Source organism: Mycolicibacterium wolinskyi (genome assembly GCF_002101965.1).
GTDB classification, from domain to species: domain Bacteria; phylum Actinomycetota; class Actinomycetes; order Mycobacteriales; family Mycobacteriaceae; genus Mycobacterium; species Mycobacterium wolinskyi.
In genome coordinates, this window is the sequence record NZ_LQQA01000009.1 from 143129 (window position 1) to 169929 (window position 26801).

Below are 26801 nucleotides of genomic sequence, written 5' to 3' on the forward strand. Positions count from 1 at the left end.
AATTGGCCGAGCAGAAACCGCCCCGGCTCGCACAGGGACGCGAGCACGTCGTCGCCACCGTCGACGAAATCCCGCCCGGCACACATAAACTGGTGCCGATCGGCCGCCACGGTGTCGGCGTGTACAACGTCAACGGCACGTTCTACGCCATCGCGAACTACTGCCCGCACGAGGGCGGTCCGTTGTGCGCGGGCCGGGCGCGGGGACGCACCGTCGTCGACGAGACCGCACCAGGCGATGCGGTCATGGTGCGCGACATGGAGTACATCTACTGCCCCTGGCATCAATGGGGTTTCGAATTGGCAACCGGCACCACCGCGGTCAAGCCGGAATGGAGCATCCGTACCTACCCGGTGCGGGTCGTGGGTGATGAAGTGTTGGTGATGGCATGAGCGATACGGCGACGATCCTTGGCACCCCGGACCTCAAGCGGGGCGAGAAGTCCATAGAGATCAACGGCGGCAACGTCGTCTATGAGATCCTCGGCAAAGAGGGTGACTTCATCGCGCTCACCCCGGGCGGTCGGTTCAGCAAGGACATCCCGGGGCTGCGGCCGCTGGCGCAGGCGCTCGTCAAAGGCGGCTATCGCGTGCTGTTGTGGGACCGCCCCAACTGCGGCAAGTCCGACGTGCAGTTCTACGGCCAGAGCGAATCCCACATGCGGGCCGAGACGCTCTACACGCTGATCTCGAAACTCGGTATCGGGCCGTGCATCATCGCCGGCGGCTCGGGCGGCGCTCGCGACTCGATGCTGACGACGATGCTCTATCCCGAAATCGTCACCAAGCTCGTGGTGTGGAACATCGTCGGAGGCGTGTACGGCTCGTTCGTCCTGGGCTCCTACTACATCGTGCCGAGCATCCTCGCGGTACGCGGCGCCGGAATGAAAGCCGTTGCCAACATTGACGAATGGAAGGAACGGATCGCCGAGAACCCGGCGAACCGCGACCGGATCCTGGCCCAGGACTCCGACGAGTTCCTCAAGCTGATGCTGCGCTGGCTCAATGCCTTCGTACCGAAACCGGGTCAGACCATCCCCGGCGTCGAAGACGAGATGTTCGACAACATCAAGGTTCCGACGCTGATCATCCGGGGCGGCGAGAACGACCTCGACCATCCCAAGCGCACCTCACTGGAGGTGAGCTGCCTGATCAAGGGCTCCAAGCTGATCGATCCGCCGTGGCCCGAGGACGCCTGGGAGCGGGCCGGCGAGGCACGCGCATCCGGGAAGGTCAAGCGCTTCAACATGTTCGACACGTGGGTGCAGGCCGCACCCGCGATTCTGGAATTCCTGAAGTCGTGACGGCCTCAGACCGTTCGGATGTGCACCTCGCAGTTGAGCGAGGCTTCCAGTGCGGTGTGGATGCGGCTTTCCGGGATGCGTTCCAGGTCGGCCTTGCGCAGCGTCACGCTCACGACGTCCCAGCCGTCCGGATCGACCGACCGGGCGATCTCGCCGGACAGCCCGAACCCGGCGAGCACCCCGCGGGCATCCTCGTCGGTACCGCGGCTGACGAAAGTCACCACGCCGGCCGCGGGCGTCGTACCGAAGGCCTTGGCGCACAGATCGATCGCGACAGTCTGCAGCTGCCGCGCATCGTCTCCGGCGATGAGGACCTCCACTTCCCGTCGGTGCGCCGGAAGGCCGGCCAGCTGGTTGTCCAGCACGTCGGCACCACGCTCGACGAGCAGTTCCCGGAGCACCGCCATGCCGTCGGCTAGCTGCTGCGGCCCGAGCTCCCCCGCCGGGTCCACTCCGACTCGCACCACCGCAGTTCTCATGCCGGTAAGCCTAGCCGGGGACGGGATGTGACCATGACGACCGATCTGACGGTGGCGGCCTGGCCCGGGTTGACGCCGCGGCTGCTGCGCACCGAGGCCGAGACCCTCGCCGATTACACGACGGCGGGAGGCTATGGCCCCCTTGACGACCCGCACGAGCTTCTCGACACCGTGACCGCCAGTGGGCTGCTCGGGCGTGGCGGTGCGGCGTTTCCCCTTGCGGTGAAGCTGCGTACAGTGCGTGACAACGGCCATGATGCGGGCGGGGCCGTCGTGATCGCCAACGGTGAGGAAGGTGAGCCGGCATCGGTCAAGGACCGGTGGCTGCTGCGGAACCGCCCGCACGCCGTCCTCGACGGGTTGCGGTTGGCCGCCGGTATCATCGCTGCCGATCGTGCTGTGGTGTACGTGTCCGACGCCGCGGCCGCGCATTGCGTGCAGCATGCCCTCGGTGAGCTGAGCGACGAATTCGGCTCCACCGCAGTCGAACTGGTCACGGTCGCCCCGGGTTATGTCGCCGGTGAGGAGACCGCTGCCGTGCACGTCGTGAACGGCGGGCCGGCCAAACCCACCGACAAGCCGCCGCGGCCGTTCGAGGAGGGCGTCGACGGCCTGCCCACCCTGATCAGCAACGTCGAGACGTTGACCCACCTCGCCTATCTCCATCAGCATGGTGCCGCCGAATTCCGCTCGGTGGGAACCGGTGATTCACCGGGAACCTTCCTCGCCACGATCACCGGAGCCGGGCGCCCGCCAGCTCTGTACGAGTTGCCGCACGGTGTCGCATTCGCCGATCTTCTGACCTTGCACGGTGTATCGCCCGCCAAGGTCAGCGGTGCGCTCATGGGCGGCTACTTCGCCGGCCTGCTCAATCGCGACATCCTCGGCGCCACCCTCGATCACGAGACCGTCCGCGGGCTCGGCAGCGGCCTGGGGTGCGGCGCCATCAGCATTCTCACCGACGACTGCCCGGTGGCCGTCGCCGCGGCCGTGCTGGCCTACTTCGACCGTGAGAACGCCGGCCAGTGCGGATCCTGTTTCAACGGCACGGCGGCCATGGCCGCGGTCGCGACGGCATTGCGGGACGGCGAGGCCACCGAGGACGACGTGGCGCGGCTGCGCCGGTGGTCTGTCGTGCTGCGCGGCCGCGGGGCCTGCGCGACTCTCGACGGGGCGGCCAACGTCGCTGCGAGCCTGCTCGCACAGTTCCCGGATGTGGTGCAACGCCACCTTGATAACTCTTGCCGTACTTGCAAATCCGCGGCATTCACGGCGATGCGACCGTACGAGGTGGAGCGACTGGAGGCGGTGATGGCGGTATGAAGGTCAAGCTCGACCGCACGATGTGTGACGGCTTCGGATTGTGCGCGAAACACGCACCGGAGTACTTCCCGCTCGACGATTGGGGATACGCGTCGCTGGAAGGCACCGGCGCGGTGCCTGCGGAGGACGAGGATGCCGTCAAGCGGGCGCTACTGGATTGCCCGGTGCACGCGATCATCGAGTTGAAAGACAAGCGGCGGCGCCCCGCCGGCGAGAAGGGATAGGCCGACTTGGCAGAGATACCCGGGCGTCCACTCCCATCCGTCACCGCGCTGAACGAGTATTACTGGACCGCAGGTGCGGACGGCGTGCTGCGGCTGCAGGAGTGCCAGGACTGCAATGCGCTCATCCATCCACCGCAGCCGGTGTGCCGTTACTGCCGCGGTCGTGACCTGGGTGTGCGCGAGGTGTCGGGACGCGGTTCGCTGGCGGGGTTCACGATCAACCACCGGTTCGGCTTCCCAGACCTGCCACCGCCGTATGTGGTCGCCGAGGTCGCCGTCGCCGAGGATCCGCGAGTCCGGTTGACCACCAACATCGTCGACTGCGACCCCGAGACCCTGAAGCTCGGGCAGCCGGTGGAGGTCGACTTCCAGCACGTCGAGGACGTCTGGCTGCCGGTGTTCAAACCGTCCGCCGACACCACCCCCGTTCCGTCCCCGGTCGACGAGATCGCGCCCCAGGACATCGGCAAGTACGTCCGGCCGATGCTGACCGAGAAGAAGTTCGAGGACCACTCCGCGATCACCGGCATCGGGATGTCGACGATCGGCCGCCGGCTGATGGTCCCGCCGCTGTCGCTGACCATCGAAGCCGCCGCGGAGGCGGTCGCCGACGCCGGCCTGACGTTCGACGACATCGACGGGCTGTCGACCTATCCCGGCCTCGACATGGCCGGCATGGGCGAGGGCGGCGTCAGCGCGCTGGAGGGCGCGCTCGGACTGCGGCCGACGTGGATCAACGGCGGCATGGACACGTTCGGTCCCGGCGGCTCGGTCATCGCCGCGATGATGGCCGTCGCGACCGGCATGGCCCGGCACGTGCTGTGCTTCCGCACGCTGTGGGAGGCGACGTTCGGCCAGCTCGTCAAGGAAGGCAAGATGTCGCCGCCCATGAGCGGCCGCACCAACAGCTGGCAACACCCATACGGCGCCACCTCGGCCGCACACACGTTGGCGCAGAACGCGGGAAGGCATTTCGACCGATACGGCACCACCCGCGAAACACTCGGCTGGATCGCGCTCAACCAGCGAGCCAACGCCGCGCTGAACCCCACCGCGATCTACCGCGATCCGATGACGATGGACGACTACCTGTCGGCCCGCACGATCACGACGCCGTTCGGCCTCTACGACTGCGACGTGCCGTGCGACGGCGCGGTGGCCGTGATCGTGTCGGCCATAGACGCCGCGCGCGATCTGGCCAAGCCGCCCATCCGGTTCGAGGCGGTCGGCACTCAGATCATCGAACGCCTCGACTGGGACCAGACCACACTGACCCACGAACCACAGGTGCTCGGCCAGAGCGCGCACCTGTGGTCGCGAACCTCGTTGCGGCCCAGCGATGTCGACGTTGCCGAGCTCTACGACGGCTTCACCTTCAACTGCCTGTCCTGGCTAGAAGGACTTGGTTTCTGCGGTATCGGCGAGGCCAAGGACTTTCTGGACGGCGGCCACAACATCGCGCGCGACGGCATCATTCCGCTCAACACCCACGGCGGTCAGTTGTCGCACGGCCGCACGCACGGCATGGGCCTGATCCACGAGGCCGTCACGCAATTGCGCGGCGAGGCCGGCGACCGGCAGGTCGCGAACGCCAAGGTGGCCGTGGCGAGTTCGGGCGGACTGACCCCAAGCGGCGTGCTGCTGCTGCGGACGGACGACTGACCATGGCCAGGAGCGCCCCGCACCCCAGAGTCGTCATGGTCGACGGCGTGCCGATGTCGGCATTGGTCGCCGAGGCGGCCGACTCGCGCGCCGTCGTCGTCGCACTGCACGGCGGCGCCACGACGTCGGCCTATTTCGATTGCCCCGGCCATCCCGAGCTGTCATTGCTCCGGGCGGCGGTGGAGCGCGGCTTCACCGTGGTCGCGGTGGATCGTCCCGGCTACGGCGCGTCGGCCGCCTATCCCGACGCGATGGCACACCCCGATCAACGTGTCGCATTGGCCTTCGGTGCGGTCGAGCGCATCGCGGGCCCGGAGCCGGTGTTTCTGCTGGGCCATTCGATGGGGTGCGAACTGGCGGTGCGGATGGCGGTCACCGGATCCGTTCTTGGTGTGTCGTTGGCCGGCACCGGGCTGCGGTATCGGTCCGGAGCTCGTGACATCCTCAAGAACGCGGCCGTCGACCATCGTCCGCGCGGGCTGCGCGACCTGCTGTGGCAACCGGAGCGCCTGTACCCCGGCGACGTGCTGGGCAACGGCTTGTCGGCAGGCGGCACGCTGTACGAGGCCGATGTCGTCAAAACTTGGGCATCCCACGACTTTCCGGAGCTTGCGGCGCAGGTCACGGTGCCGGTGCAGTTCCTGGCGGGCGATCACGAAAACGTCTGGGAGTCCGACGCCGACGCGCTCGCCAAGATCGCCGCGCTGTTTCGTGCCGCACCGCGGGTGGATGTCGGCGAGGTCGCCGAAAGCGGTCACAACCTGAGTGTCGGACTGACCGCCAGCACGTATCACCGCAGGGTTTTGTCGTTTGCCGATGAGTGCGTGGCAGGTTCCGCCCGCACCGCAACGGAAGTGGAGGCAGGTTGATGCGAGTCGGATTTATCGGATTGGGCAGCCAGGGAGCCCCGATGGCTCGCCGGATCGTCGAGGGCGGCTACGAAACCACGCTGTGGGCGCGCCGGCCGGCCTCGGTCGAACCGTTCGCCGACACCGCGGCCAAGGTCGCCGGCTCCCCCGCCGAACTGGCCGCGGCCAGTGACCTCGTGTGCCTGTGCGTCGTCGGCGACGACGACGTCAGGCAGGTGCTCGGCGGCGAAAACGGTGTCCTGGCCGGCCTGGCGCGCGGCGGGATCATCGCCATCCATTCGACAGTGCATCCCGACACGTGCGCCGAGATCTCCGAACAGGCTGCCGCTCAGGGTATTTCGGTGATTGATGCACCGGTCAGCGGTGGCGAACCCGCGGCCACGGCGGGCACGCTGCTCGTGATGGTCGGCGGTGACGCCGACGTTGTCGAACGCGCCCGCCCGGTGTTCGCCACCTACGCCGATCCCATCGTGCACCTCGGCGGGGTCGGCGCGGGCCAGGTCGCCAAGATCCTCAACAATCTGCTGTTCAGCGCCAATCTGGGTGCGGCGATGAGCGCACTGGAACTCGGTGAAGCCCTCGGTGTTCCACGTTCGGCGCTGTGTGAGGTGATCACGCGAGGCTCGGCGACCAGCAAGGCGCTGAACAGCATCGCGATGTTCGGCGGCACGCTCGACAACCTGGCACCCATCGCCGGCGCGCTGCTGCAGAAGGATTGCCGGCACGCGGCAAGTCTTGCCGACACCGCATCGGCGCCTCAGGGCGCCGTATTCGACGCGGCGGATGCGGCGCTGGCTCTCATGAACCACCCGCGCTGATGCGTATCGGTTTCATCGGTGCCGGCCGGATGGGCACGCCGATGGTGCAACGCCTCGTCGCAGCCGGGCACGACGTGCAGGCGGTGGGCCGCACCGACGACAAACGCGCCGCCACAGCCGAATTGGGTGCGCATCCGGTGTCCCGATCCGTGGACGCCGGCCGAGACGCCGACGTCGTGATCGTGTGCGTCTTCACCGACCAGCAGGTGCGCGCGATCTGCCTCGACGATGACCTGGTCGGCGCCATGCGGCCCGGATCGGTCATCGTGCTGCACACCACCGGGAGTCCGCGCACTGCCGAGGAGATCGCGCGCCGGGCAGCCGAACACGACGTCGCCGTCGTCGACGCCCCGGTGAGCGGAGGTCCGCACGACATCGCCGCCGGTACGGTGACGGTCTTCATGGGCGGCTCCCACGATGCCGTCGCGCGAGCCCGGCCGGCCGTGGCCGCATACGCCGATCCGGTGTTGCACGTCGGCCCGATCGGAGCGGGCCAACGGGTCAAGCTCGTCAACAACACGTTGTTCGCGGCCCAGATCGGCTTGGTCGCGGAAGGCGTCCGCCTCGGCAGTGAGCTCGGCATCGACGAATCCACGCTGCTGACCGCACTCACGCACGGCAGTGCGGGCAGCCGCGCGCTCAGCGGCATCGCCGCGACGGGATCGGCCGATGCGTTCATCACCAGGGTCGGCGAGTTCATCGGCAAGGACGTCGCCGTGGTACGCACGACAGCCGCTGAGCTGGGCACTGATCTGGGTCTGCTCGACGCGACGGTCAGCGCGGCACTGAAGTAAGGCCGCGCGCCGATCGCGACCTGATCAACACCTATTTCGTGCTTTTCAACGACTCCCAAACGGATTACTGTTACCGTTACAGTTCAGCAGTTTCCCGTAACGCCTCTCAGTGCGCTTCCGGCACCAGCCCGCCGTGGAGGAGGAGCCCATGACCAAGCCTCAGGTGATATTCGATCCGTTCTCGGAGGACTACTTCAACAACCCCTTCGACATCTACCGGCAGATGCGCGAGGAGGCCCCGCTGTACTACAGCGCGGAGCAGGACTTCTACGCCCTCACGCGGCACGAGGACGTCGCGGCGGCACTGAAGGACCACGAGGCCTTCTCGTCGTCGCGCGGCTGCGATCTGGCGATGGTCCAGGGCGATGAGCCGCCGCAGAAATCGATCATCTTCATGGATCCGCCCGACCATCGGCACATGCGCAGCCTGCTCAACAAGGCCTTCACGCCACGGGCCATTCAGGCGCAGAAGGACACCATCGTCGAGCAGATCGACCACTACCTCGCCATGATCGACTCCGACGAGTTCGACATCGTGCAGGACTTCTCCGGCCCGTTCCCGGTCGAGGTCATCACCCGGATGGCCGGCGTCGACCCGGAATACCGTCAGCAGGTCCGGCACTGGATCGACACGAGCCTGTCGCGCGAACCGGGCCAGATCGGCTACTCCGAGGCCGGGATACAGGCCAACATCGACACCGCGATCTACTACTACTCGCTCGTGCAGAAGCGGCGCGAGCACCCGCAGGACGACATGATCAGTCGGCTGATCGCCGCCGAGATCCCGGGCGAGGACGGCCAGATGCGCCGCCTGGACGACATCGAGATCACCGGCTTCGCGACCCTGCTCGGCGGCGCGGGCGCCGAGACCGTGACCAAGCTGGTCGGTACGGCGATGGTGTTGTTCGCACGTCACCCCGAACAGTGGCAGAAGCTGCTCGACGACCGCGACAAGGTTCCGGCTGCGGTCGAGGAACTCCTGCGCTACGAGGGCCCGGTGCAGTACAACGTGCGCTACACGCTCAAGGAGGCACACGTTCCCAGCGGCACCATCCCGGCCGGCAAGCCGGTATTCCTGATCAGCGCGGCGGCCAACCGTGACCCCGATGCGTTCACGAATGCCGACGCCTTCGACATCGACCGCAACCGAACCGAAGCGCAGAATCTGGGGCTGGGCTACGGAATTCACAGTTGCCTCGGGGCGGCACTGGCCCGCATGGAGAGCGCGATCGCCCTGGAGAAACTCCTCGACTTCATGCCGCGCTACGAAGTGCAGTGGGACGGGCTACAGCGCGTGCACATGCAGAACGTGGCGGGTTATTCGCATGTGCCCGTGAGGGTATTGCGCTCATGACCAAGAAAATCCACGTCGATTTCGGCCTGTGCGAAAGCAACGGCGTTTGCATGGGCGTGATCCCCGAGGTGTTCGATCTCGACGACGAAGACTATCTGCACGTCCTGCAGGAGGACGTGACGCCGGAGAACGAGGCCGCCGTCCGCGAGGCCGTCCGGCAGTGCCCGCGCCAGGCCATCTCGATAGACGACGAGTAGTCGTTGCGGTTCGTCTTCGTACCCGGCGGTTTTCACGCCGCGCGGCGCCGGACGGGCATGGTGACGGTCGGCCCGGCTATCAGCGACATTGTCGCTGAAACCGCCACATCCGCCACAGTGGCAGCACCCGTCCCGGAATGTGAAACCACAAGAGACACACCGCTATCGTAGCGCTCACCAGCCCCGATGGTTGCGTGCCCGGCTATCAGCGACATTGTCGCTGCAAGGCGGGCAACACAATTCGCGATCCGCAGGAGGCTGGAGGGGTCAGAGTGCTTGCTGTTGCCGACAGCATGGTACGGAGGCGAAGGATGTTACGCAGGAGGCGTTTTCAGCGACAATGTCGCTACTAGGCGGGCCGACCGACACAGCACCCGGAGACGCGCCTCGCGAGCTACGCCGCGATGACGGATTTCCCGAAACTTTCGACGGTTTCGAGCGCGTGGGCCAAGCTGTCGCCCGGGAGCGACACATGTAGCCAGGTCACCCCGAGTGCGGACAGCTTCTCCACACCGGCCAGGTAAGCGTCGGCATTGAAATCCTCGTCACCCGGATTGCCGCCGTCGAAGTTGTTGAACACGATGTCGATTGACGCGGCATCTCGATCGGCCGTATCCAACCGGACACGAAGATCGTCGATCCCGGCTGCCAACTTGTCCAGGGAATCGAGGGCCGCGGTTCCGGCCGTCTGCGCCAGGCCCGGCGGCGCGGCGAACGGGCACCAACCGTCACCGTGCCTCGCGACACGTGCCCGCGCGGCGGAGGTGTTGCCGCCGATCCAGATCGGTGGATGCGGCTGGCTCACCGGGCGCGGGTGCGCCGTGATGCCCCGAGCGCTGAAGTGCTTGCCCTCGAACGTCAGGTCGTCGGTGGTCCACACGGCACGGATGACTTCGAGCGCCTCATCGAACAGCTCGGTGCGCTCGTCGAATGCCACGCCGAGCGCCGCGAACTCGCGCTTGAGATAGCCCACGCCGACCGCAAGGGTGAACCGACCACCCGACAGCAGGTCGAGGGTGGCGCCGGATTTGGCGACCACGAACGGGTTTCGGTACGGCAGAACGACGATGTTGGGCACGAGGCGCAGCGTCGTCGTCCCGGCCGCGGCAAACGCCATCGCCACGAAGGGATCGAGCGCGTCGTGGCCGCCCGCGTCCAGCCAGCGCTGCGACGGGGCGGGGTGATCGGTGAACCCGAACCCATCGAAGCCGGCGGCTTCGGCCGCAGTCGCCACCGCCGCGATCCCGTTGCCGCTCACCAGATCCGGATGATACGGATGGGTGTGCATCGGGTGGGTGATGCTGTAGCGCACTGCGGCCGCCGAGGTCAGGCGGGGAAGCCGGAGAGGATCACGCCGTTGCAGTCAGCCGCGCTCTGGCGGACCTTGGCCGCCTTCTGGTAGGCGTCGGAGTAGTACCACTCGCGGGCGGCGTCGACGGACTCGAACTCGAGCACGACGGTCTGGGTGCCGTGCCAGGTGCCCTCGACGACTTCCGGTTTCTGGTCGACGGCGACGATGGTCGCGCCTGCCATGGCTTGCTGCGCCAGCTTCGCGTACTCGCCCATGCCCGCCGGATCCTTGATGTCCTCGGTGATGATTACATAGCCTCTTGCCATCGAATATCCTTCTCTAGTCGTTGATCTCGCTGATCGCCCGTTCTGGGCAGTTCTCGACCGCCTCGCGGGCGGCGTCCTCGAGTCCGGCGGGCACGCCTTCTGGGTCGGCGACCGCCCAACCATCGTCTGACATCTCGAAGACCTCGGGGCACAGCGTCAGGCACATACCGTGGCCGGCGCAACGGTCCTCGTCGACCCTGACCCGCATCAGGTGTCGAACTCCAGATGCAGTTCGGTCAAGCCGCGCAGGATGAACGTCGGGATGTAGGTGTAGCGCCGCTCCCCCGCAGGGCCGTGCTTGGCGTCGGAGATCCGGATGTCGGTCGTGCGGTCGAGCAGACGCTCGAGGCCGACGCGAGTCTCGGCGCGGGCCAGCGGCGCACCGGGGCAGCTGTGGATGCCGCGGCCGAACGCGAGGTGCTGGCGGGCGTTCTTACGCGCCGGGTCGAACGTGTCCGGATCTTCGAATCGGCGCGGGTCGCGATTGGCCGCCCCGTTGAGCACCATCACCGTGGTGCCCGCACTCAGCTCGGTCTCCCCGACGGTTACCGGGCAGCGCGATAGCCGGAAGTCGCCTTTCACCGGGCTTTCGATGCGCAAGGCCTCTTCGATGAAATTCGGTATGAGACTGCGGTCGTCGCGCAGGCGCTGCTGGATCTCGGGCTGCTCGCCGAGCACTTTGAGCGCGGTACTCAGCAGTCGGACCGTGGTTTCCTGGCCGGCGGAGAAGACGTTCGTCGCGACGCGCGCGACATCGCCCACATCGGGAAGCGTCCCGTCCGGGAACGTCGCGGTGGCCAGACCCGTCAGAACGTCATCGCGGGGGTTGGCCCGGCGATCCGACGCGTAGTCGGCGAACTGCCCGTAGAGAAACTCCAGCGGACTGTGCGACAACGATTCCTTGCTGGTGCTGCCGACACCGCCGCCGGAATGTTGCTTGATGCCGCTGACGAATGACTCCCGGTCCTCGTCGGGTATGCCCAGCAGATCGGCGATCACCAAGAGCGTGAAGGGACCGGCGAAGCCCTTGATGAACTCGCCCTCGCCGGGCGCGAGGAAGTTGTCGAGCACCTCGTCGGCAAGCTGCCACATCGCGTCCTCGTTCTCTTTGAGGCGCTTCGGTGTGATCAGCCGCATCAGCAGCGACCGGTGATTGGTGTGCGTCGGCGGATCGAGCGTCGGCAGCTGGTCACTGAACGGCAATTCGTCGCGGTGCTTTTCGATGAGCGCCGTGACTTCCTCACCGCTGCGGCCCTCCAGCGGTACCGGGAACCCCGGGAACGGGCCGGTCACCGAGATGCACGACGAGAAGGTCTCCTCGTCGTTGTAGACCTGGACGGCTTCGTCCCAGCCCGTCACCATCGTCACGTTGTAGTGGTCCTCGCGCGTGACCGGGCACTTGTCACGCAACGCCTCGAAGAACGGGTACGGGTTGTCGACCAATCGTTCATCGCGGAAGAAATCGATACCGGTTGGGTCGATCGCCATGTGTTTCTCCCGTTCCAGCCGCCGTCGCGAGAATGCGGCTCTCATTCTTGAGTATCAGATTTCCATAGCACCTGTATTGCGTCAATGCGGCCGCGCCGGGCGGTGCGTATCCGCGCGGAGGTTCGCGGGGGAAGTTCAAGTTAGTTAGACGAACGTCAACTATTCCCACTGGACAAAACCGCTGTTACAGTTCGCGTATGCCCAAGGCTGTCGCGCCGCCATCCGTTGACGGTGGTCAGCGTCGCGCGTCGTATCAGCGGGCCCGCTCTCACGAGACCAAACGCAGTTTGGTGCAGGCGGCGATGGCGTTGTGGCGGACCAACGGCTACGCGCGCACGACCGTCGCCGACATCTGCCGGGCCGCCGGCGTGTCCCGCGCGCTGTTCTACTTCTATTTCCCGGGCAAAGAGGACGTCCTCTTCGAGGTGGGGCTGCTGTCGACCCGCGCTGCGCAGATGCGCGTGCAATCGATGCTGAGCTCCGACTATGAGGTGGTGCCGGTCATCGCCGAGGCGCTGCGCAACCTGGAGCGGTCGATGGCGCGCAACCCGCCGGAGTTGATCATCGAGACCATTCTCGAGGGCTACCGCCACGAGCACCGCATCCTGACCGGCGACGCCGATCCGGATGCGCTGGGCGCGGACATGTTCGGTGAGCTGTTCACCAGGGCGCAGGCCGACGGCAAGCTCGCGGCCCATGTCGACGTGGCTCACCTGTCGCATCTGGCCCAGATCCTCGTGAGCGAAGGCGTGCGGCACTGGGCCGGTGGCAGCTACGGCGACCGGTCGTTCTCGGACGTGGTAACCGGCGATATCGCCGCGCTGGTCGCAGGCTTCAACACCATCAGATCCTAGATCGCAAGGAGGCGATATGGCTTGGGATTTCGAGACCGACGCCGAGTATCAGCAGCTGCTCGACTGGACGGATGCGTTCGTTCGCGACCGCGTCGAACCCCTCGACCTCGTCTGGCCCCACCAGCAGTTCACCCCGCTCGAGGGCAAACGGCGCGAGGCGATCGCCCCGCTGAAAGACGAAGTCCGCCAGAGAGGTTTGTGGGCCACGCACCTGGGTCCCGAACTCGGCGGCCAGGGTTACGGTCAGCTCAAGCTCGCGCTGCTCAACGAGATCCTGGGCCGCTCGCAATGGGCTCCGATCGTATTCGGTTGCCAGGCACCGGATACCGGCAATGCCGAGATCATCGCGCACTACGGCACCGACGAGCAGAAGCAGAGATATCTTCGGCCGCTGCTCGACGGTGAGCTGTTCTCGTGCTACTCGATGACCGAACCGCACGCCGGCGCCGACCCGACCCTGTTCACCACCCGGGCGGTGCGCGACGGGGATGACTGGGTGATTAACGGCTGGAAGTTCTTCTCGTCCAACGCCGCAACCGCATCGTTCCTGATCGTGATGGTCGTGACCAATCCTGACGTCAGCGCCTATCAGGGCATGTCGATGTTCCTCGTGCCGACCGACACCCCTGGCGTCAAGATCGTCCGCAATGTCGGCCTGTACGGCGAACGCGACGACGAGGGCTCGCATGCGCTGATCCACTACGACAACGTCCGGGTACCGAACGAGGCGCTGCTGGGTGGCGAGGGGCAGGCGTTCGTCATCGCCCAAACCCGGCTGGGCGGTGGCCGGATCCACCATGCCATGCGCACCATCGGTCTCGCCCGCAAGGCGCTCGACATGATGTGTGAACGTGCGCTGAGCCGCGAGACACAGGGCAGCCGCCTGTCCGACAAACAGTTCGTGCAGGGCTACATCGCCGACTCGTATGCACAGCTGTTGCAGTTCCGGTTGATGGTGCTCTACACCGCGTGGGAGATCGACAAGTACAACGACTACAAGAAGGTTCGCAGGGACATCGCCGCCGTCAAGGTCGTGATGCCGACCGTTCTGCACGACATCGCCTGGCGCGCAATGCAGGTGCACGGTGCGCTGGGAGTCACCAATGAGATGCCGTTCCTCGGGATGGTCACCGGCGCGGCCGTGATGGGCCTGGCCGACGGGCCGACGGAGGTGCACAAGACCACGGTCGCCCGGCAGGTGTTGCGCGACTACGAGCCCACCGACGACACGTGGCCCACCGAGTGGATACCCCGCAAGCGGGAAGCGGCGCGGGCACGGTTCGCCGACTACCTGGAAGCCGAGGTCGGCAATCTGTGAGCGGTATCGACGTTGCGCGGCTTGCCGATTGGATGGACAACGCCGGCCTGCCCGGCAAAGGCGAACCGCTGACCGCGCGCTTCCTGTCGGGTGGAACCCAGAACGTGATCTACGAGCTGCGCCGCGGCGAGGAGCGGTGCGTCATTCGGATGCCGCCGCCGGGTGCTCCGCCCGACCGCGACAAGGGCATCCTGCGGGAGTGGCGCATCATCGAGGCGCTCGACGGGACCGATGTCCCGCACACCGCCGCGGTGGCCGTGTGCGCGGATCCCGAAGTGCTGGGGCGGCCGTTCTACCTGATGGGCTTCGTCGACGGCTGGTCGCCGATGGACAGGCACGGCACCTGGCCCGAACCGTTCGACAGCGACGTCAGCACCCGGTCCGGCCTGAGTTACCAACTCGCCGAAGGCATCGCGCTCCTGTCGAAAGTGGACTGGAAGGCGCGGGGCCTGGCCGACCTCGGCCGGCCGGACGGGTATCACGAGCGGCAAGTCGACCGCTGGATCGGCTTCCTCGAACGGATCAAGAAGCGCGAGCTGCCGGGGCTAGAGGTGGCCACCGGCTGGCTGCGGGCCCATCGGCCACTCGACTTCATCCCGGGCTTGATGCACGGCGACTATCAGTTCGCCAATGTCATGTACCGGCACGGTGCGCCTGCTCGTCTGGCGGCGATCGTCGACTGGGAGATGGGCACGGTCGGCGACCCCAAGCTCGATCTCGCGTGGATGGTGCAGAGTTGGCCCGCCGATACCGATATGCCGGCCGCCTCTGAGATGAGCTACGTCGACATGCGCGGCATGCCGTCGCGTGACGCGGTCGTCACACACTATGCCGACGTTTCGGGACGCCAGGTCGACGATTTGGACTATTACCTCGTGCTGGCCAAGTGGAAGCTTGCGATCGTGCTGGAACAGGGTTTCCAGCGCGCCGGTGACGACGAGAAGCTGCTGGCCTTCGGGCCGGTCGTGACCGACCTGATGGCCTCGGCCGCAGAACTCGCCGAGTCCACCGACTACCGGTGAAAGCCGCCGTCTGCCGGGAGTACGGGCCACCCGAGGCGGTTCGTGTCGAGGAATTGCCCTCACCCGTTCTGGCGCCGGGGCGGCTTCGTGTCCGCGTGGGCGCGGCGGCGGTCAACTTCCCCGACGTGCTTCTGGTGGCCGACCAGTACCAGGTGAACGTGCCGGTGCCCTTTGTGCCGGGCAGCGAATTCGCCGGGGTGGTCACCGAAGTCGCGCCGGACACCGTCGATTTCGCGGTGGGTGACCGCGTCACCGGCACGGGAATGTTCGGCGCGTTCGCCGAGGAGGTCTGCGTCGGCAGCGCAGCGCTGGCCAGGATTCCCGACGGCGTGGACGACCGCACCGCGGCGGCGTTCGGCGTCGCGCACCGCACGGCTTATCACACGCTGCGGTCGGTGGCGCAGGTTCGGCCAGGCGACGACGTGATCGTGCTGGGCGCCGGCGGCGGGGTGGGGCTCGCCGCGGTTCAGCTCGGGGTAGCGCTCGGCGCGCGGGTGACGGCCGTGGCGTCATCCGACGAAAAGCTCTGCGTAGCAGCTCGTTACGGAGCCTCCCAGCTCGTCAATCACGCCACCGGCCCGCTGCGCACGACGCTGCGTGAGGCACTGCCCGCCGGTGCACATGCCGTTATCGATCCGGTCGGGGGCGAGCTGTCCGAACCCGCGTTGCGATCGCTGCGCCGCGGTGGCCGGTTCGTCACGGTCGGCTACGCATCCGGCAGCATTCCCCAGATCCCGCTGAACCTAGTGCTCGTCAAAGGCATCCAGATCGTCGGATTCCAGTTCCAGGACATCCCGCCGGACGAGTTCGCGCGCAACGAGTCCGAGTTGCGCGAGTTGTTGGCCACCGGCGGCGTCAAGCCACACATCGGCGCGGTCTATCCCCTGGCCGAGACCGCCGCGGCGCTGCGGCACGTCGCCGATGGGCAGGCGATCGGCAAGGTGATCATCGACGTGAGCTATGCACTGCCGTCGGCGCTGGGGTCCTTCGGCGGATAGAAGTACTCCCGCCACGCCGTGATCTTTTCGCCCTTCACCTCGTAGGCTCCCATGACCGGCCAGCTCATCTGCTTCCCGTCCACAATCCAGTGATCGCGGCGCTCCATCAACACGACATTCCCATCGACAGCGAGATGTCGGATCTCGAGGTCGACGCACTTACCGCCGGCGAAAAACACCTTCATCATTTCGTGGATGGCGTCCCGCCCGGACAGTTTCGGCCAGTCGGGGCCGATGTCGAATGTGGCCTCCTCGGCGAAGTGGCTCATGACTTCGTCGATGTCGTTGCTGCCCCACGCAGCGATCTCGGCGCGGACGATTTCTTCAGCGGTCATTGTCCTCTGTCCTTCTGGCGTGACACCATGTTTACATTCTTTCGACTGATCGTAAATGCGACCGAACCTTTCACCCAGTTCACCGCCTCGAAGCGAGAAACATTGACCGAGCGTCAGCTCACCTGCTAAGCAGGTGCACAGTAGCCCTCACCAACCGCTGAGTGCCCCTGGCCCGAACCCACTCGACACGACTTGCTCAAGCCCACCGGATGGAGATCCCATGGCCGTGCCGACGGCACCGACCGAATCCGACGTCTACTACGACCCGTACAACGTCGACCTCAACATGAACCCCTACCCGGTCTTCGCGAGGATCAGAGAAGAAGCGCCGTTGTACTACAACGAGCAGCATGATTTCTTCGCGCTGAGCCGCTACGACGACGTCAACGCAGCCGTCATCGACCACGAGACGTTCATCTCGGGCCGGGGAGCCGTGCTGGAGATCATCAAATCCGGCATGGAGATCCCGCCGGGCACTCTCATTTTCGAGGATCCACCGATCCACAACATCCACCGCAACCTGCTGTCGCGCATGTTCACCCCGCGTAAGGTGCTCGCGCTGGAACCGCAGATCCGCGAGTTCACCGCGCGTTGCCTGGATCCACTGGTCGGTTCCGAAAAGTTCGATTTCGTCAACGATCTCGGCGAGCAGATGCCGATGCGCGTCATCGGCATGCTGCTGGGTATCCCCGAGGAGCGGCAGCGCCAGATCACCGACCACGGTGAGGAAATCCTGCAAGGGCAGACCGTCGACGCTTTGGCCACCGGTGAGGTGTTCGCGGAGTTCATCGACTGGCGCGCCGAACACCCGTCCGACGACATCATGACCGACCTGCTCAACGCCGAATTCGCGGACGAGACAGGCACCGTCCGCAAGCTTCGCCGCGATGAGCTCCTGCTGTATCTGACGGTCATCGCCACCGCCGGTTCTGAGACCACCACCCGGCTGATCGGCTGGGCCGGCAAGACGCTGGCCGACTATCCGGATCAGCGCCGGCAGCTGGTGGAGGATCCATCCCTGATTCCTCAGGCAATCGAGGAGATCCTACGTTGGGAGCCACCGGCATTGCAGATCGCCCGATGCGTCACCCGTGACGTCGAGTACTACGGCCAGACCGTGCCCGAGGGGTCTGCGATGCTGATGCTCGTCGGCGCAGCCAACCGGGACCACCGCCGGTTCGCGCCGGACGGTGACGTCTTCGACATTCACCGGGAGCAGCGCTCGCACATGACCTTTGGCGCCGGCACACACTTCTGCATGGGCAACGCGCTGGCCCGGCTCGAAGGCCGCATCGCACTCGAGGAGATCCTCAAACGCTTCCCACAGTGGGAGGTCGACTGGCCCAACGCCGTACCCTCGGAAACCGCCGCGGTCCGCGGCTGGGCTGCGATGCCCACATTTGTCGCCTGACGATATCGAGATTCACTGCCCGTAGGTGTGTCTGAGGTTGGCGTTGATGAGTTCACCGATCCGCTTACACATGTGCCGAGTCATTTCGGCGTCGGGGATCGGGTCATCGACGTAGAGCGTCCAGCGCAGATACGTGCCTCCGCCGGGCTCGGCTTCAAGGTCGAAACGGACCTGTGCGTCCGGCCTTCGGACCCACAGTGATGACCAGACCACACGGTGTGGGCGGACGGACTCGACGATGGCGGGTGGCATTTCGTCGTCGCGCAGATGCAGCCAGGGACGTACCGGTTGCCGGTTCGGATCGCACAGGTCGGCGAAGATCGCCCACGGCGGTGCGGGCTGGCTCCGCCGTCGCGACCCGATCGCCTTCATCCGGCACAACTTGCCGCTTGACTGCAAGCGGCAGGCGTCAGCTGGCGGGAATGAGATCTGCCGGAACCGACCGGCTGATCATCGTGCCGCACCGGAAAGCTTCGGTGTAGCCGACGGCCGCGGCCTCGGGGTGTTTGACCGCGGCAAGCGCCTGGGCTTTGAAAGCCCGTGCAGCAGCCGATAATTCGTGACGCACGGGATCGACACTCAGATCGGCCGGGCACTGCTCGCCCCACAGCGTCACCTCGGTCCGTCCCTGCTCGAGCGCTCCGAGAACTCCCCGCCGGACGCGCTCGTCAGAGTTGAACAGATCGGCCGCCACCGCCACGGTCTGGGGGTGTGGCCGGTCCTGCCAGGACACCAGCACGCTCTCCAGGTCCATGGTGTCGACGCCGAGGATCTCCAGCGGCCGGACGTCTTCGTCAGCACCGATCAGCACCGTGACATCCCACCCCGCCATGACCCGGTCGACGAGCCAGCCACCCGCGAACCGCACCGCGTCGACCACACAGGGTGCGACGACGTCGAGCCGATACCTCATGTCGTCCTCCAATCTCACAGGCCGGCCGCTGCGCTGCGGCCGGACGGCGCCTCGATCTCGCGGGCCAGCATCTCTGCGTACCCCTTGAACACGTCCGCCAGCGGCAGTGAGGGATCGAGTAACCATGAGGTCTCCATTCCATTTACGAAGGCGAGTATCTCCACGGCCTTGGTGACCGGGTCGAAATCTGTGCGGTAGCGGCCACTGAGCTGACCGCGGCGGATGATGTCAGCGACGATGTCCCGCGCATCCTGCTGACGTTTCAGCAAACGATCGTGCAGTGGAGCATCGGGCTGGATGTTCTCCACCAACAACACGGTGAACGTGCCGACGAGTTCAGGTGCCCGGACAAACCGCTCGGCCACCCGCTTGATCTCGTCAGCGAGGTCGCCCGACCGGTCGGCGTGCGCATCGTCGTCGTCGTCACGGGCATCGAGCACCGCGTTGAGCAACTGCTCTTTGGACTCGAAGTGATGCAGCAGACCAGCCGGCGTGACACCGGCTTCCTTGGCGATCTGTGCCAGCGAGGTGTTTCGCCACCCGTTGCGCGCCAACAGCCTCTCGGCCACCGAAAGGATCCGCTGCCTGCGGTCTTCCCCTTTGGCGAGCAGTGTCGCGTAGGGCCTTACGGCCTCAGACGATCCATCGGGAGGCGTCACCGAACTCCTTCGTCCAACCAACCTAGTGAACACACAGTAGGTTGGTTTGGGCGCTGTGACAAGTGTCTCAGAGAGGGTAAATCTTGACAGCCGTCACATGGCGTGAATGGCGCAGGTCACAGCCCGAGAGATTTCGCGATGATGACCTTCATGACCTCACTGGTGCCCGCGTAGATGCGCGCGACCCGGGCATCGGTGTACAGCCGGGCGATGGGGTACTCCATCATGTAGCCGTACCCGCCGAAGAGCTGTAGGCAACGATCGATGACCCGCGCCTGCATCTCGGTGCAGAACAATTTGACGCGGGCCGCGTCGGCCCCCGACAGCTCGCCGTCAACGTGCAGAGCCACCGCCCGGTCCAGCATCGCCTGCGCGGCCTCGACCTCGGCCGAGCACGCCGCGAGTTCGAACTTGGTGTTTTGAAAAGATGAGACCGAGGCCCCGAATATTTTGCGGTCCTTCGTGTAGTCGATCGCCGCGGCGATCGCCGACCGCGCTTGGGCCACCGATCCGACGGCGACGGTCAACCGTTCCTGCGGCAGGTTGTGCCCCAGATAGCTGAATGCCTCGCCCTCCTCCCCCAGCACGTTGGCCACGGGGACCCGGACGTCGGTGAAGGACAGCTCGGCGGTGTCCTGGACCTTGCAGCCCATCTTCTCCAGCTCACGGCCACGCTCGAAGCCCGGCATGCCGTCCTCGACGACCAACAGCGTCAAACCTTTTCGCCGATTGTCCGGGTCGGTGGAGGTCCGGGCCACGACGACAACGAGATCGGCCTGGATGCCACCGGTGATGAATGTCTTGGCGCCGTTGAGCACATAGGAGTCACCGTCCCGCACAGCGGTCGTGCGCATGCCGGCGAGATCGGAGCCGGTTCCCGGCTCGGTCATCGCGACCGCCGTCAACAGTGTCCCGGCCGCCAATCCCGGGAACCAGCGCTGGCGCTGCTCGTCGTTCGCGTAGTGCAGGAAGTACGGCAGGATCACCTCAAGCTGAGTACGTACGGTCGACAGGGTGACCAGCGCCCGGGCGGCCTCCTCCTGCAAAACCACGTTGTAGCGATAGTCGGCGATGCCCGCGCCGCCGTACTCCTCGGGGATCGCCATGCCCAGCATGCCGAGCTCACCCATCTGCTTGAAGACGTCGCGCGGCATGCGGCCGGCCTTCTCCCACTCGGGGTACTGCGGCACGACTTCCTTCTCGACGAAGTCGCGCGCCAGGGTGCGGAATGCCTCGTGGTCTTCCGTGAAAAGGTTTCGCTGCATGCGTTGGCCCCTTACTAGGCGAGAAGTTCGACGATCGTCGCGTTGGCGGTGCCCCCGCCTTCACACATGGCCTGCAGGCCGTAACGAATTCCCTTGTCGCGCATGTGATTGATCATTCGGGTCATCAGGACGGCACCCGACGCCCCAAGCGGATGACCCAGCGCGATCGCGCCGCCCAGCGGGTTGAGTTTGGCTTCGTCCGCACCGGTTTCGGCCAGCCACGCCAGCGGCACCGGCGCAAACGCCTCATTGACCTCGAAGACGCCGATTTCGTCGAGACCCACACCGGCCTTACGCAGCACCTTTTCGGTGGCCGGAATCGGGCCGGTCAGCATGAGCACCGGATCGGCACCGGTGACCGCACCCGCGCGATAGCGCACAATCGGCGAAAGGCCCATCGTCACAGCGTTTTCCGCGGTCATGACCAGAAGCGCGGCCGCTCCGTCGGAGATCTGCGACGAGTTGCCCGCGTGGATCACGCCGTCCTCGGTGAAAGCCGGCTTCAACCCCGCGAGCTTCTCGACGGTGGTTCCCCGCCGCACGCCCTCATCGGCGATCACGGGGTCACCGTCATCGGGAAACACCGTGATCATCTGTGTCTCGAACGCGCCCGCGTCCTGCGCGGCCGCGGCACGCTCGTGCGAGCCGGCCGAGTACTCGTCGAGCCGGGTCCGGTCGAATCCCCACTTCTGCGAGATCAATTCGGCCGAGATGCCCTGGTTGAACGAGAAATCCCGGTACCGGTCAAGCACTTTCGGGCCATACGGCTGTCCGGTCGCGCGGGCCGCGCCCAGCGGCACGCGGCTCATCACCTCGACTCCCCCGGCCACGACGACATCCTGTTGCCCCGACATCACGGCCTGCACCGCGAAGTCCAGGGCCTGCTGGCTCGAACCGCAGGCTCGATTGACCGTGGTGCCCGGTATGTGCTCGGGCCAGCCCGCGGCGAGCACCGAGTACCGGCCGATGTTGCTGGACTGGTCGCCGACCTGGGACACACACCCCCAGACGACATCGTCGACGATCTCGGGACTGATGCCCGCCCGCTCCACCAGAGCGTTGAGCACCAGCGCGGACAGATCGGCGGCATGCATGCCGGACAGTCCGCCGTTACGTTTGCCCACGGGGGTGCGGACGGCTTCGACGATGACGGTTTCACGCATTGGACTGCTCCGCTCTCGGTATCTGGGACGTCGGGTAGGCCGGGCCGATCGCGCCCTGCTCCCGCAAGGCTGCGATGTCCTCGGCTGACAGGCCCATATCGCCCAGGATGGCATCGGTGTGTTCGCCGAGGCCGGGAACTGCGCCCATCGGCAGTTCGTGGCCGGAGATCACCGGCGGCGGCAGCAGCGCCGAGATGTCGCCGTTGGGCGTGGCGACGGTCCGCCACCGGTCCCGGTCTTTGAGGTGCTGGTGTGCGATCACCTCGCTGGGCCGGTTGTACCGCGAGTTCCCGATGCCCGCCTCGTCGGCGATCTGCTGGATCTCGGCGAGATCGTGCTGCGCACACCAGGTTCCGATCGCGTCGTTGAGCACGTCGCGGCTCGCGCAGCGGTCGGAGTTGGTCGCGAAGCGCGGGTCGTCGGCCAGATCGGGCCGGTCGATGATCTCCCGGGCCAGCCGCTGCCATTCCCGGTCGTTGGTGGTGCCGAGCACGACCGTCTGGCCGTCGCGGGTGGGGAACGCGCCGTACGGCGACACCGCGGGCGAGCTCATGCCAAGGGGTTGTTGGTCGATGCCCGAATGCTGGGTGTAGGTGAGCGGATAGCCCATGATGTCGGTCATGGTGTCGAACAGGCTCACGGCCACCGCGGGCGCCGGGGCATCGGACGGTTGCCGGGCTCGGCCGATCAACAGCGCCATGATCGACAGCGCGGCGTACAGGCCGGTCGAGATGTCGGCAACGGGCGGGCCGGGTTTGGCCGGCATGTCCGGATAGCCGGTGACCGCGCAGGCCCCCGATTCGGCCTGGACCAGCAGGTCGTAGGCACGCTTGTGCGACAGCGGTCCGCCGGTGCCGTACCCGTCGATCTCGACCGGGATCACCTGTGGATGGCGTTGCGAGAGCTCGGCCGGAGACAGCCCCATCCGCGCCATCGCACCGGGTGCGAGGTTCGACACCAGAGCGTCGGCCCGGTCCAGCAACCGGTGCAGCACATCGATGCCACCGGTCGACTTCAGGTCGAGCGTGATGGATTCCTTGCCGCGGTTGGCCCAGACAAAATGCGCCGCAAGGCCGTTGACAACTTCGTCGTAATCCCGCGCGAAATCCCCGCCCTTGGGGTTTTCCACTTTGATGACGCGGGCGCCGAAGTCGGCCAGCACCCGCGTGCACATCGGCGCGGATACCGCCTGCTCGAGCGCGACGATGGTGATCCCGGCCAGCGGACCTGCACTACCTGGTGTGTCGTGGGGCATGCCCGTCACATAACCATGCCGCCGTCGACCGGCAGCACCTGGCCGGTGATGTACGACGCGGCATCGGAGGCCAGGAAGACGAACGCGCCCGCAACTTCGTCGGCTTCGGCCCAACGCTTGAGCGGGATGCGGTTCATCATGTTGGCCGCGAATTTCTCGTTGGTGCGGATGGTCTCGGTCATCGGCGTCGCGGCCAACGGCGCCAAGGCGTTGACCATGATGTTCTTGGGCGCGAGTTCCCGCGCGAGCGACTTGGTGAACCCGATGAGACCGGCCTTGGCCGCCGAGTAGTTGACCTGACCGAGGGTCCCGGTGATGCCTGCCGACGAGGTGACGTTGATGACGCGTCCGGTGCCGTCGGTCGGAATGTGCGGCAGTGCGGCCTGCGTGACGTGGAACGTCCCCATGACGTGGATGTCGAAGGTGAGCCGGAACGTCTCGTCAGTGAGTTTGGGGAACATCGCAGGCGAGGTGACGCCGGCGTTGTTGACCAGGATGTGCAGCTTGCCCTCGCCGAGCCCCGCCGCACGCTCGGTGGCCGCGACGGCGGCGTCGCGGTCACTGACGTCGAGCGGTGCGCTGTCGGCCTTCCCGCCCGCGGCGTTGATGCGCTCCGCAACCCGCGCTGCCGCGTCACCGCTGATATCGGTGACCAGTACGGCGGCGCCCGCGGCGGCCAGCGCCTCGGACACGGCGGCGCCGATGCCGGCACCTGCCCCCGTGACGAGGGCCGAACGCCCGGTCAGGTCGAAATAGGTCCTCATTCGTAACGCTTCCTCTAGTAGCTCTTGGGCAGGCCGAGAACGTTGGCGCCCAGGAAGTTTAGGATCATCTCCTGGCTCACCGGGGCGATCTTCATCAATCGCGATTCCCGGAAGAACCGCGAGATGTTGTATTCCTCCGAATAGCCCATCCCGCCATGTGTTTGGAGGGCACGGTCGGCGGCCGCGAATCCCGCGTCGGCACAGAGGTATTTCGCCATGTTGGCCTCTCGGCCGCACGGCTTGCCGTTGTCGTAGAGCCACGTGGCCTTGCGCAGGATCAGTTCGGCGGCGTCGAGGCGGGCCAGCGAGTCGGCCAGCGGGAACTGGATGCCCTGGTTCATGCCGATCGGCCGGTCGAACACCACTCGCTCGTTGGCGTACTTGACCGCCCGGTCGAGCGCGACCCGGCCGATGCCCAGCGCTTCGGCGGCGATCAACATCCGCTCGGGGTTGAGCCCGTGCAGGATGTACTTGAACCCCTTGCCCTCCTCGCCGATCCGGTGCTCGGCCGGGACGCGGAGGTCGTCGATGAACAACTCGTTGGACGAAACGGCGTTGCGCCCCATCTTGTTGATGGGGCGGATGTCGACGTGGTCGCGGTCGAGGTCGGTGAAAAACAGCGTCAGCCCGTCGGTCGGTTTGGCCGCCTCGTCCCTGGGTGTCGTCCGCGTGAGAAGCAAGATCTTCTCCGACTCAAGGGCTTTGGAGATCCACACCTTGCGTCCGTTGACCAGGTAACTGTCGCCGTCTCGCTTGGCGAATGTCGTGATACGCGACGTGTCCAGGCCCGCACCGGGTTCGGTGACACCGAAGCACACATGAAGGTCCCCGTTGACGATCCGCGGTAACGTCTCGGCCTTCATCGCATCCGAGCCGAAGACCACGACCGGCTGCATACCGAAGATCGACATGTGGATGGCGCTCGCGGCGTTCATGCCGCCGCCGGATCGGGCCACTTCCTCGGCGAGGATCGTGGCCTCGGTGATCCCCAGACCGTGTCCGCCGTACTCCTCGGGGATCGTCATCCCGAGCCAGCCGCCGCCGGCGATGGCGTCGTAGAACTCCTGCGGGAACTCGTGCGCCTGGTCCTTGGTCATCCAGTAGTGGTCATCGAATTTGCCCGCGAGCTCGGCCACGGACTTCCGGATGAGCTCCTGGTCCTCGGTCAGCTCGAAGTTCATACCACCCGACACTCGCGGTCTCCTCGTCAGTCTTTGGCGCCGGACACGGCTTTGGCGTTCGCCTGGAAGTCGGCGAAGCTCGTGCCCGTCTTCTCCTTGTTGCTCAGGGCCCGGATGGACACATCATGGCCCTCGGCGGACTTTCGCAGAGCGCCGACCGTGGCCTGGTCCTTGGGAACGTCCTTGAACGGGTCGAAATGGTAGAGCCGCATGGCGTTCTCGTGCGTGATCTTGTTGATCTCGTCGGCGGGCACGTCATAGGTGTCGAACACCGCCCACAGTTCCTCGGGCGCACCGGGCCACATCGAATCTGAGTGCGGGTAGTCCATCTCCCAGCAGATGTTGTCGATGCCGATCAGGTGCCGGTTCTTGACGCCGACCGGATCGGAGATGAAGCACGTCATGAAGTGCTCACGGAACACGTCGGACGGCAGCTTGCCGCCGAAGTCCTGATGCGTCCAGGTCGAGTGCATCTCGTAGGTGCGGTCCACCCGGTCCAGGAAGTACGGGATCCACCCGGTGCCGCCTTCGGACAGCGCGATCTTGAGGTCGGGGTAGGCCTTGATCGGTGCCGACCACAACAGATCGGCGGCGGCCTGCACGATGTTCATCGGCTGCAGGGTGATCATCACGTCCATCGGCGCGTCCGGCGCGGTGATCGCGAGCTTGCCCGAGGACCCGATGTGCACGTTCATCACCGTGTCGGTCTCGACGAGGGCTTCCCACAACGGCTTCCAATACTCCAGATCGTGAAAGCTCGGATAGCCCAGGGTCGACGGGTTCTCCGTGAACGTCAGCGAGTGCACGCCCTTCTTCGACACCCGTCGCACCTCGTCGGCGCACAGTTGCGGATCCCAGATCGCCGGAATCGCCATCGGTATGAAGCGGCCCGGATTCGACCCGCACCATTCGTCGATGTGCCAGTCGTTGTAGGCCTGCACGAGCGCCAGCGAGAACTCGGCATCCTCGGTGGCGAACAGCCGCGCGGCGAAGCCCGGGAACGACGGGAAGTTCATCGTCGCCAGCACCCCGCCCGCGTTCATGTCCTTGACCCGCTCGTCGGGGTCATAGCAGCCCTTACGGATCTCGTCGAGACCTTGCGGCTCCAGGCCGTACTCCTCCTTCGGCCGGCCCGCCACGGCGTTGAGCGCCACGTTGGGGATCACGGTGTCGCGGAACTGCCAGGTATCGCTGCCATCGGGATTGTGCACGAGCCGTGGCGCCTCATCGCGGTATTTCGCAGGCAGATGGTTCTTGAACATGTTCGGCGGCTCGATGATGTGGTCGTCCACGCTGATCAAGATCATGTCGTCTTTTTGCATGGCGGTGCTCCGTTCCCGTGTGCTCACCAGGTTCTCTAGTACAGAAAACTAGCTTCTCGCGTAGAGAGAATCAATGTCTGCCATTGTTGACGAGCGGATACACGCTGGTCATGACCCGCCACGAGGACTTCCCATTGACCGCTTCGAGAAAAGATGGAAACCTGTTAGTCGGAAATGAGAACCTGATTCTCGCCCGTGAGAGTCATCGGAGCG

General features: G+C 65.9%; 30 protein-coding genes. 15 read left to right on the forward strand and 15 right to left on the reverse strand.

Annotated elements, in window-relative coordinates; translation table 11 throughout:
- Window positions 1–2: 2 nt before the first annotated feature.
- Complete coding sequence (locus AWC31_RS08050) at window positions 3–392, forward strand: Rieske (2Fe-2S) protein (protein ID WP_085143751.1); 390 nt, start codon at window positions 3–5, stop codon at window positions 390–392.
- Window positions 389–1303: an alpha/beta fold hydrolase gene (locus tag AWC31_RS08055; protein ID WP_085143752.1), complete on the forward strand. Its 915-nt coding sequence runs from the start codon at window positions 389–391 to the stop codon at window positions 1301–1303. The genes AWC31_RS08050 and AWC31_RS08055 overlap by 4 nt, the downstream gene beginning before the upstream one ends.
- 5 nt (window positions 1304–1308) lie before the next feature.
- Here the strand turns inward: AWC31_RS08055 and AWC31_RS08060 are convergent, their stop codons facing one another.
- A complete protein-coding gene (locus tag AWC31_RS08060; RefSeq protein WP_067847720.1) occupies window positions 1309–1782 on the reverse strand; it encodes a hypothetical protein in 474 nt (157 codons plus the stop codon).
- Between the two features lie 27 nt (window positions 1783–1809).
- On the opposite strand from AWC31_RS08060, the gene AWC31_RS08065 reads away from it, so the two are divergent.
- The 8 genes from AWC31_RS08065 (at window position 1810) to AWC31_RS08100 (ending at window position 9023) form a co-directional block, all read left to right on the forward strand.
- Window positions 1810–3105, forward strand: coding sequence for an NADH-ubiquinone oxidoreductase-F iron-sulfur binding region domain-containing protein (locus AWC31_RS08065; protein ID WP_085143753.1), 1296 nt, complete (start codon window positions 1810–1812; stop codon window positions 3103–3105).
- On the forward strand, window positions 3102–3329 hold the full coding sequence (locus AWC31_RS08070) for a ferredoxin (protein ID WP_067847726.1): 228 nt from the start codon (window positions 3102–3104) through the stop codon (window positions 3327–3329). Before AWC31_RS08065 ends, AWC31_RS08070 begins: the two co-directional genes overlap by 4 nt.
- Before the next feature lie 6 nt (window positions 3330–3335).
- The gene (locus tag AWC31_RS08075; RefSeq protein ID WP_085143754.1) at window positions 3336–4991 is read left to right on the forward strand and encodes a thiolase C-terminal domain-containing protein; all 1656 of its coding nucleotides are present in this window, start codon (window positions 3336–3338) and stop codon (window positions 4989–4991) included.
- A 2-nt stretch (window positions 4992–4993) separates the two neighbouring features.
- Window positions 4994–5860 (forward strand): alpha/beta fold hydrolase, encoded by an 867-nt coding sequence (locus tag AWC31_RS08080; RefSeq protein ID WP_085143755.1) that lies wholly within the window; start codon window positions 4994–4996, stop codon window positions 5858–5860.
- Window positions 5860–6678, forward strand: a complete 819-nt coding sequence (locus AWC31_RS08085) for an NAD(P)-dependent oxidoreductase (protein ID WP_085143756.1) — start codon at window positions 5860–5862, stop codon at window positions 6676–6678. Before AWC31_RS08080 ends, AWC31_RS08085 begins: the two co-directional genes overlap by 1 nt.
- Entirely contained in the window at window positions 6678–7472 is a 795-nt protein-coding gene (locus tag AWC31_RS08090; protein WP_085143757.1) for an NAD(P)-dependent oxidoreductase, read from the forward strand. The genes AWC31_RS08085 and AWC31_RS08090 overlap by 1 nt, the downstream gene beginning before the upstream one ends.
- Before the next feature lie 148 nt (window positions 7473–7620).
- Window positions 7621–8826 carry a cytochrome P450 gene (locus AWC31_RS08095; protein ID WP_085143863.1) on the forward strand — a complete coding sequence of 402 codons (1206 nt, stop codon included), beginning with the start codon at window positions 7621–7623 and terminating at the stop codon, window positions 8824–8826.
- The gene (locus tag AWC31_RS08100) at window positions 8823–9023 is read left to right on the forward strand and encodes a ferredoxin (RefSeq protein WP_067847745.1); all 201 of its coding nucleotides are present in this window, start codon (window positions 8823–8825) and stop codon (window positions 9021–9023) included. The genes AWC31_RS08095 and AWC31_RS08100 overlap by 4 nt, the downstream gene beginning before the upstream one ends.
- 394 nt (window positions 9024–9417) lie before the next feature.
- Here the strand turns inward: AWC31_RS08100 and AWC31_RS08105 are convergent, their stop codons facing one another.
- From AWC31_RS08105 to AWC31_RS08120, 4 genes are read right to left on the reverse strand one after another with little or no spacing between them, the layout of a single operon-like run.
- Window positions 9418–10335, reverse strand: a complete 918-nt coding sequence (locus AWC31_RS08105; protein ID WP_085143758.1) for an LLM class F420-dependent oxidoreductase — start codon at window positions 10333–10335, stop codon at window positions 9418–9420.
- 14 nt (window positions 10336–10349) lie between these two features.
- Complete coding sequence (locus AWC31_RS08110; RefSeq protein WP_085143759.1) at window positions 10350–10640, reverse strand: DUF1330 domain-containing protein; 291 nt, start codon at window positions 10638–10640, stop codon at window positions 10350–10352.
- Between the two features lie 13 nt (window positions 10641–10653).
- Window positions 10654–10848: a ferredoxin gene (locus tag AWC31_RS08115; protein WP_085143760.1), complete on the reverse strand. Its 195-nt coding sequence runs from the start codon at window positions 10846–10848 to the stop codon at window positions 10654–10656.
- Entirely contained in the window at window positions 10848–12128 is a 1281-nt protein-coding gene (locus AWC31_RS08120; protein WP_067847756.1) for a cytochrome P450, read from the reverse strand. The genes AWC31_RS08115 and AWC31_RS08120 overlap by 1 nt, the downstream gene beginning before the upstream one ends.
- A gap of 197 nt (window positions 12129–12325) precedes the next feature.
- Here AWC31_RS08120 and AWC31_RS08125 point away from each other — a divergent pair, with 197 nt between their 5' ends.
- The 4 genes from AWC31_RS08125 to AWC31_RS08140 are packed head-to-tail and all read left to right on the forward strand — an operon-like array spanning window position 12326 to window position 16320.
- Window positions 12326–12982 (forward strand): TetR/AcrR family transcriptional regulator, encoded by a 657-nt coding sequence (locus tag AWC31_RS08125; protein ID WP_085143761.1) that lies wholly within the window; start codon window positions 12326–12328, stop codon window positions 12980–12982.
- Window positions 12983–12998: 16 nt separating this feature from the next.
- The gene (locus tag AWC31_RS08130; RefSeq protein ID WP_085143762.1) at window positions 12999–14300 is read left to right on the forward strand and encodes an acyl-CoA dehydrogenase family protein; all 1302 of its coding nucleotides are present in this window, start codon (window positions 12999–13001) and stop codon (window positions 14298–14300) included.
- Window positions 14301–14332: 32 nt separating this feature from the next.
- On the forward strand, window positions 14333–15322 hold the full coding sequence (locus AWC31_RS08135) for a phosphotransferase family protein (RefSeq protein ID WP_085143864.1): 990 nt from the start codon (window positions 14333–14335) through the stop codon (window positions 15320–15322).
- A complete protein-coding gene (locus AWC31_RS08140; RefSeq protein WP_085143763.1) occupies window positions 15319–16320 on the forward strand; it encodes an NADPH:quinone oxidoreductase family protein in 1002 nt (333 codons plus the stop codon). The genes AWC31_RS08135 and AWC31_RS08140 overlap by 4 nt, the downstream gene beginning before the upstream one ends.
- On the opposite strand, the gene AWC31_RS08145 is transcribed toward AWC31_RS08140, so the two are convergent.
- Window positions 16281–16655 (reverse strand): limonene-1,2-epoxide hydrolase family protein, encoded by a 375-nt coding sequence (locus tag AWC31_RS08145; RefSeq protein WP_085143764.1) that lies wholly within the window; start codon window positions 16653–16655, stop codon window positions 16281–16283. The genes AWC31_RS08140 and AWC31_RS08145 overlap by 40 nt on opposite strands.
- Before the next feature lie 220 nt (window positions 16656–16875).
- Here AWC31_RS08145 and AWC31_RS08150 point away from each other — a divergent pair, with 220 nt between their 5' ends.
- Window positions 16876–18066 (forward strand): cytochrome P450, encoded by a 1191-nt coding sequence (locus AWC31_RS08150; RefSeq protein ID WP_085143765.1) that lies wholly within the window; start codon window positions 16876–16878, stop codon window positions 18064–18066.
- Window positions 18067–18078: 12 nt separating this feature from the next.
- On the opposite strand, the gene AWC31_RS08155 is transcribed toward AWC31_RS08150, so the two are convergent.
- From AWC31_RS08155 to AWC31_RS08195, 9 genes are all read right to left on the reverse strand, one after another.
- Entirely contained in the window at window positions 18079–18438 is a 360-nt protein-coding gene (locus tag AWC31_RS08155) for a hypothetical protein (RefSeq protein WP_085143766.1), read from the reverse strand.
- Window positions 18439–18475: 37 nt separating this feature from the next.
- Window positions 18476–18979: a hypothetical protein gene (locus tag AWC31_RS08160; RefSeq protein ID WP_085143865.1), complete on the reverse strand. Its 504-nt coding sequence runs from the start codon at window positions 18977–18979 to the stop codon at window positions 18476–18478.
- Window positions 18980–18993: 14 nt separating this feature from the next.
- A complete protein-coding gene (locus AWC31_RS08165; protein ID WP_067847774.1) occupies window positions 18994–19638 on the reverse strand; it encodes a TetR/AcrR family transcriptional regulator in 645 nt (214 codons plus the stop codon).
- Between the two features lie 116 nt (window positions 19639–19754).
- Window positions 19755–20903, reverse strand: a complete 1149-nt coding sequence (locus AWC31_RS08170; RefSeq protein WP_085143767.1) for an acyl-CoA dehydrogenase family protein — start codon at window positions 20901–20903, stop codon at window positions 19755–19757.
- A 14-nt stretch (window positions 20904–20917) separates the two neighbouring features.
- Window positions 20918–22066: a thiolase family protein gene (locus AWC31_RS08175; protein WP_085143768.1), complete on the reverse strand. Its 1149-nt coding sequence runs from the start codon at window positions 22064–22066 to the stop codon at window positions 20918–20920.
- Window positions 22059–23321, reverse strand: a complete 1263-nt coding sequence (locus tag AWC31_RS08180) for a CaiB/BaiF CoA transferase family protein (protein ID WP_085143866.1) — start codon at window positions 23319–23321, stop codon at window positions 22059–22061. Before AWC31_RS08180 ends, AWC31_RS08175 begins: the two co-directional genes overlap by 8 nt.
- A gap of 5 nt (window positions 23322–23326) precedes the next feature.
- Window positions 23327–24085, reverse strand: coding sequence for an SDR family NAD(P)-dependent oxidoreductase (locus AWC31_RS08185; RefSeq protein ID WP_085143769.1), 759 nt, complete (start codon window positions 24083–24085; stop codon window positions 23327–23329).
- 14 nt (window positions 24086–24099) lie between these two features.
- Entirely contained in the window at window positions 24100–25266 is a 1167-nt protein-coding gene (locus tag AWC31_RS08190; protein ID WP_085143770.1) for an acyl-CoA dehydrogenase family protein, read from the reverse strand.
- A gap of 26 nt (window positions 25267–25292) precedes the next feature.
- Window positions 25293–26588 carry an amidohydrolase family protein gene (locus AWC31_RS08195; RefSeq protein WP_067847789.1) on the reverse strand — a complete coding sequence of 432 codons (1296 nt, stop codon included), beginning with the start codon at window positions 26586–26588 and terminating at the stop codon, window positions 25293–25295.
- Window positions 26589–26801: the final 213 nt, after the last annotated feature.

What these genes read in the sequence shown, in the direction of transcription:
- AWC31_RS08175 (WP_085143768.1), bottom strand. Translation starts at nt 22,066, where the DNA reads ATGCGTGAAACCGTCATCGTCGAAGCCGTCCGCACCCCCGTGGGCAAA.
- AWC31_RS08060 (WP_067847720.1), bottom strand. Translation starts at nt 1,782, where the DNA reads ATGAGAACTGCGGTGGTGCGAGTCGGAGTGGACCCGGCGGGGGAGCTC.
- AWC31_RS08135 (WP_085143864.1), top strand. Translation starts at nt 14,333, where the DNA reads ATGGACAACGCCGGCCTGCCCGGCAAAGGCGAACCGCTGACCGCGCGC.
- AWC31_RS08160 (WP_085143865.1), bottom strand. Translation starts at nt 18,979, where the DNA reads ATGAGGTATCGGCTCGACGTCGTCGCACCCTGTGTGGTCGACGCGGTG.
- AWC31_RS08095 (WP_085143863.1), top strand. Translation starts at nt 7,621, where the DNA reads ATGACCAAGCCTCAGGTGATATTCGATCCGTTCTCGGAGGACTACTTC.
- AWC31_RS08110 (WP_085143759.1), bottom strand. Translation starts at nt 10,640, where the DNA reads ATGGCAAGAGGCTATGTAATCATCACCGAGGACATCAAGGATCCGGCG.
- AWC31_RS08150 (WP_085143765.1), top strand. Translation starts at nt 16,876, where the DNA reads ATGGCCGTGCCGACGGCACCGACCGAATCCGACGTCTACTACGACCCG.
- AWC31_RS08085 (WP_085143756.1), top strand. Translation starts at nt 5,860, where the DNA reads ATGCGAGTCGGATTTATCGGATTGGGCAGCCAGGGAGCCCCGATGGCT.
- AWC31_RS08100 (WP_067847745.1), top strand. Translation starts at nt 8,823, where the DNA reads ATGACCAAGAAAATCCACGTCGATTTCGGCCTGTGCGAAAGCAACGGC.
- AWC31_RS08125 (WP_085143761.1), top strand. Translation starts at nt 12,326, where the DNA reads ATGCCCAAGGCTGTCGCGCCGCCATCCGTTGACGGTGGTCAGCGTCGC.
- AWC31_RS08190 (WP_085143770.1), bottom strand. Translation starts at nt 25,266, where the DNA reads ATGAACTTCGAGCTGACCGAGGACCAGGAGCTCATCCGGAAGTCCGTG.
- AWC31_RS08115 (WP_085143760.1), bottom strand. Translation starts at nt 10,848, where the DNA reads ATGCGGGTCAGGGTCGACGAGGACCGTTGCGCCGGCCACGGTATGTGC.
- AWC31_RS08070 (WP_067847726.1), top strand. Translation starts at nt 3,102, where the DNA reads ATGAAGGTCAAGCTCGACCGCACGATGTGTGACGGCTTCGGATTGTGC.
- AWC31_RS08185 (WP_085143769.1), bottom strand. Translation starts at nt 24,085, where the DNA reads ATGAGGACCTATTTCGACCTGACCGGGCGTTCGGCCCTCGTCACGGGG.
- AWC31_RS08120 (WP_067847756.1), bottom strand. Translation starts at nt 12,128, where the DNA reads ATGGCGATCGACCCAACCGGTATCGATTTCTTCCGCGATGAACGATTG.
- AWC31_RS08195 (WP_067847789.1), bottom strand. Translation starts at nt 26,588, where the DNA reads ATGCAAAAAGACGACATGATCTTGATCAGCGTGGACGACCACATCATC.
- AWC31_RS08055 (WP_085143752.1), top strand. Translation starts at nt 389, where the DNA reads ATGAGCGATACGGCGACGATCCTTGGCACCCCGGACCTCAAGCGGGGC.
- AWC31_RS08130 (WP_085143762.1), top strand. Translation starts at nt 12,999, where the DNA reads ATGGCTTGGGATTTCGAGACCGACGCCGAGTATCAGCAGCTGCTCGAC.
- AWC31_RS08170 (WP_085143767.1), bottom strand. Translation starts at nt 20,903, where the DNA reads ATGCAGCGAAACCTTTTCACGGAAGACCACGAGGCATTCCGCACCCTG.
- AWC31_RS08090 (WP_085143757.1), top strand. Translation starts at nt 6,678, where the DNA reads ATGCGTATCGGTTTCATCGGTGCCGGCCGGATGGGCACGCCGATGGTG.
- AWC31_RS08180 (WP_085143866.1), bottom strand. Translation starts at nt 23,321, where the DNA reads ATGCCCCACGACACACCAGGTAGTGCAGGTCCGCTGGCCGGGATCACC.
- AWC31_RS08155 (WP_085143766.1), bottom strand. Translation starts at nt 18,438, where the DNA reads ATGAAGGCGATCGGGTCGCGACGGCGGAGCCAGCCCGCACCGCCGTGG.
- AWC31_RS08145 (WP_085143764.1), bottom strand. Translation starts at nt 16,655, where the DNA reads ATGACCGCTGAAGAAATCGTCCGCGCCGAGATCGCTGCGTGGGGCAGC.
- AWC31_RS08080 (WP_085143755.1), top strand. Translation starts at nt 4,994, where the DNA reads ATGGCCAGGAGCGCCCCGCACCCCAGAGTCGTCATGGTCGACGGCGTG.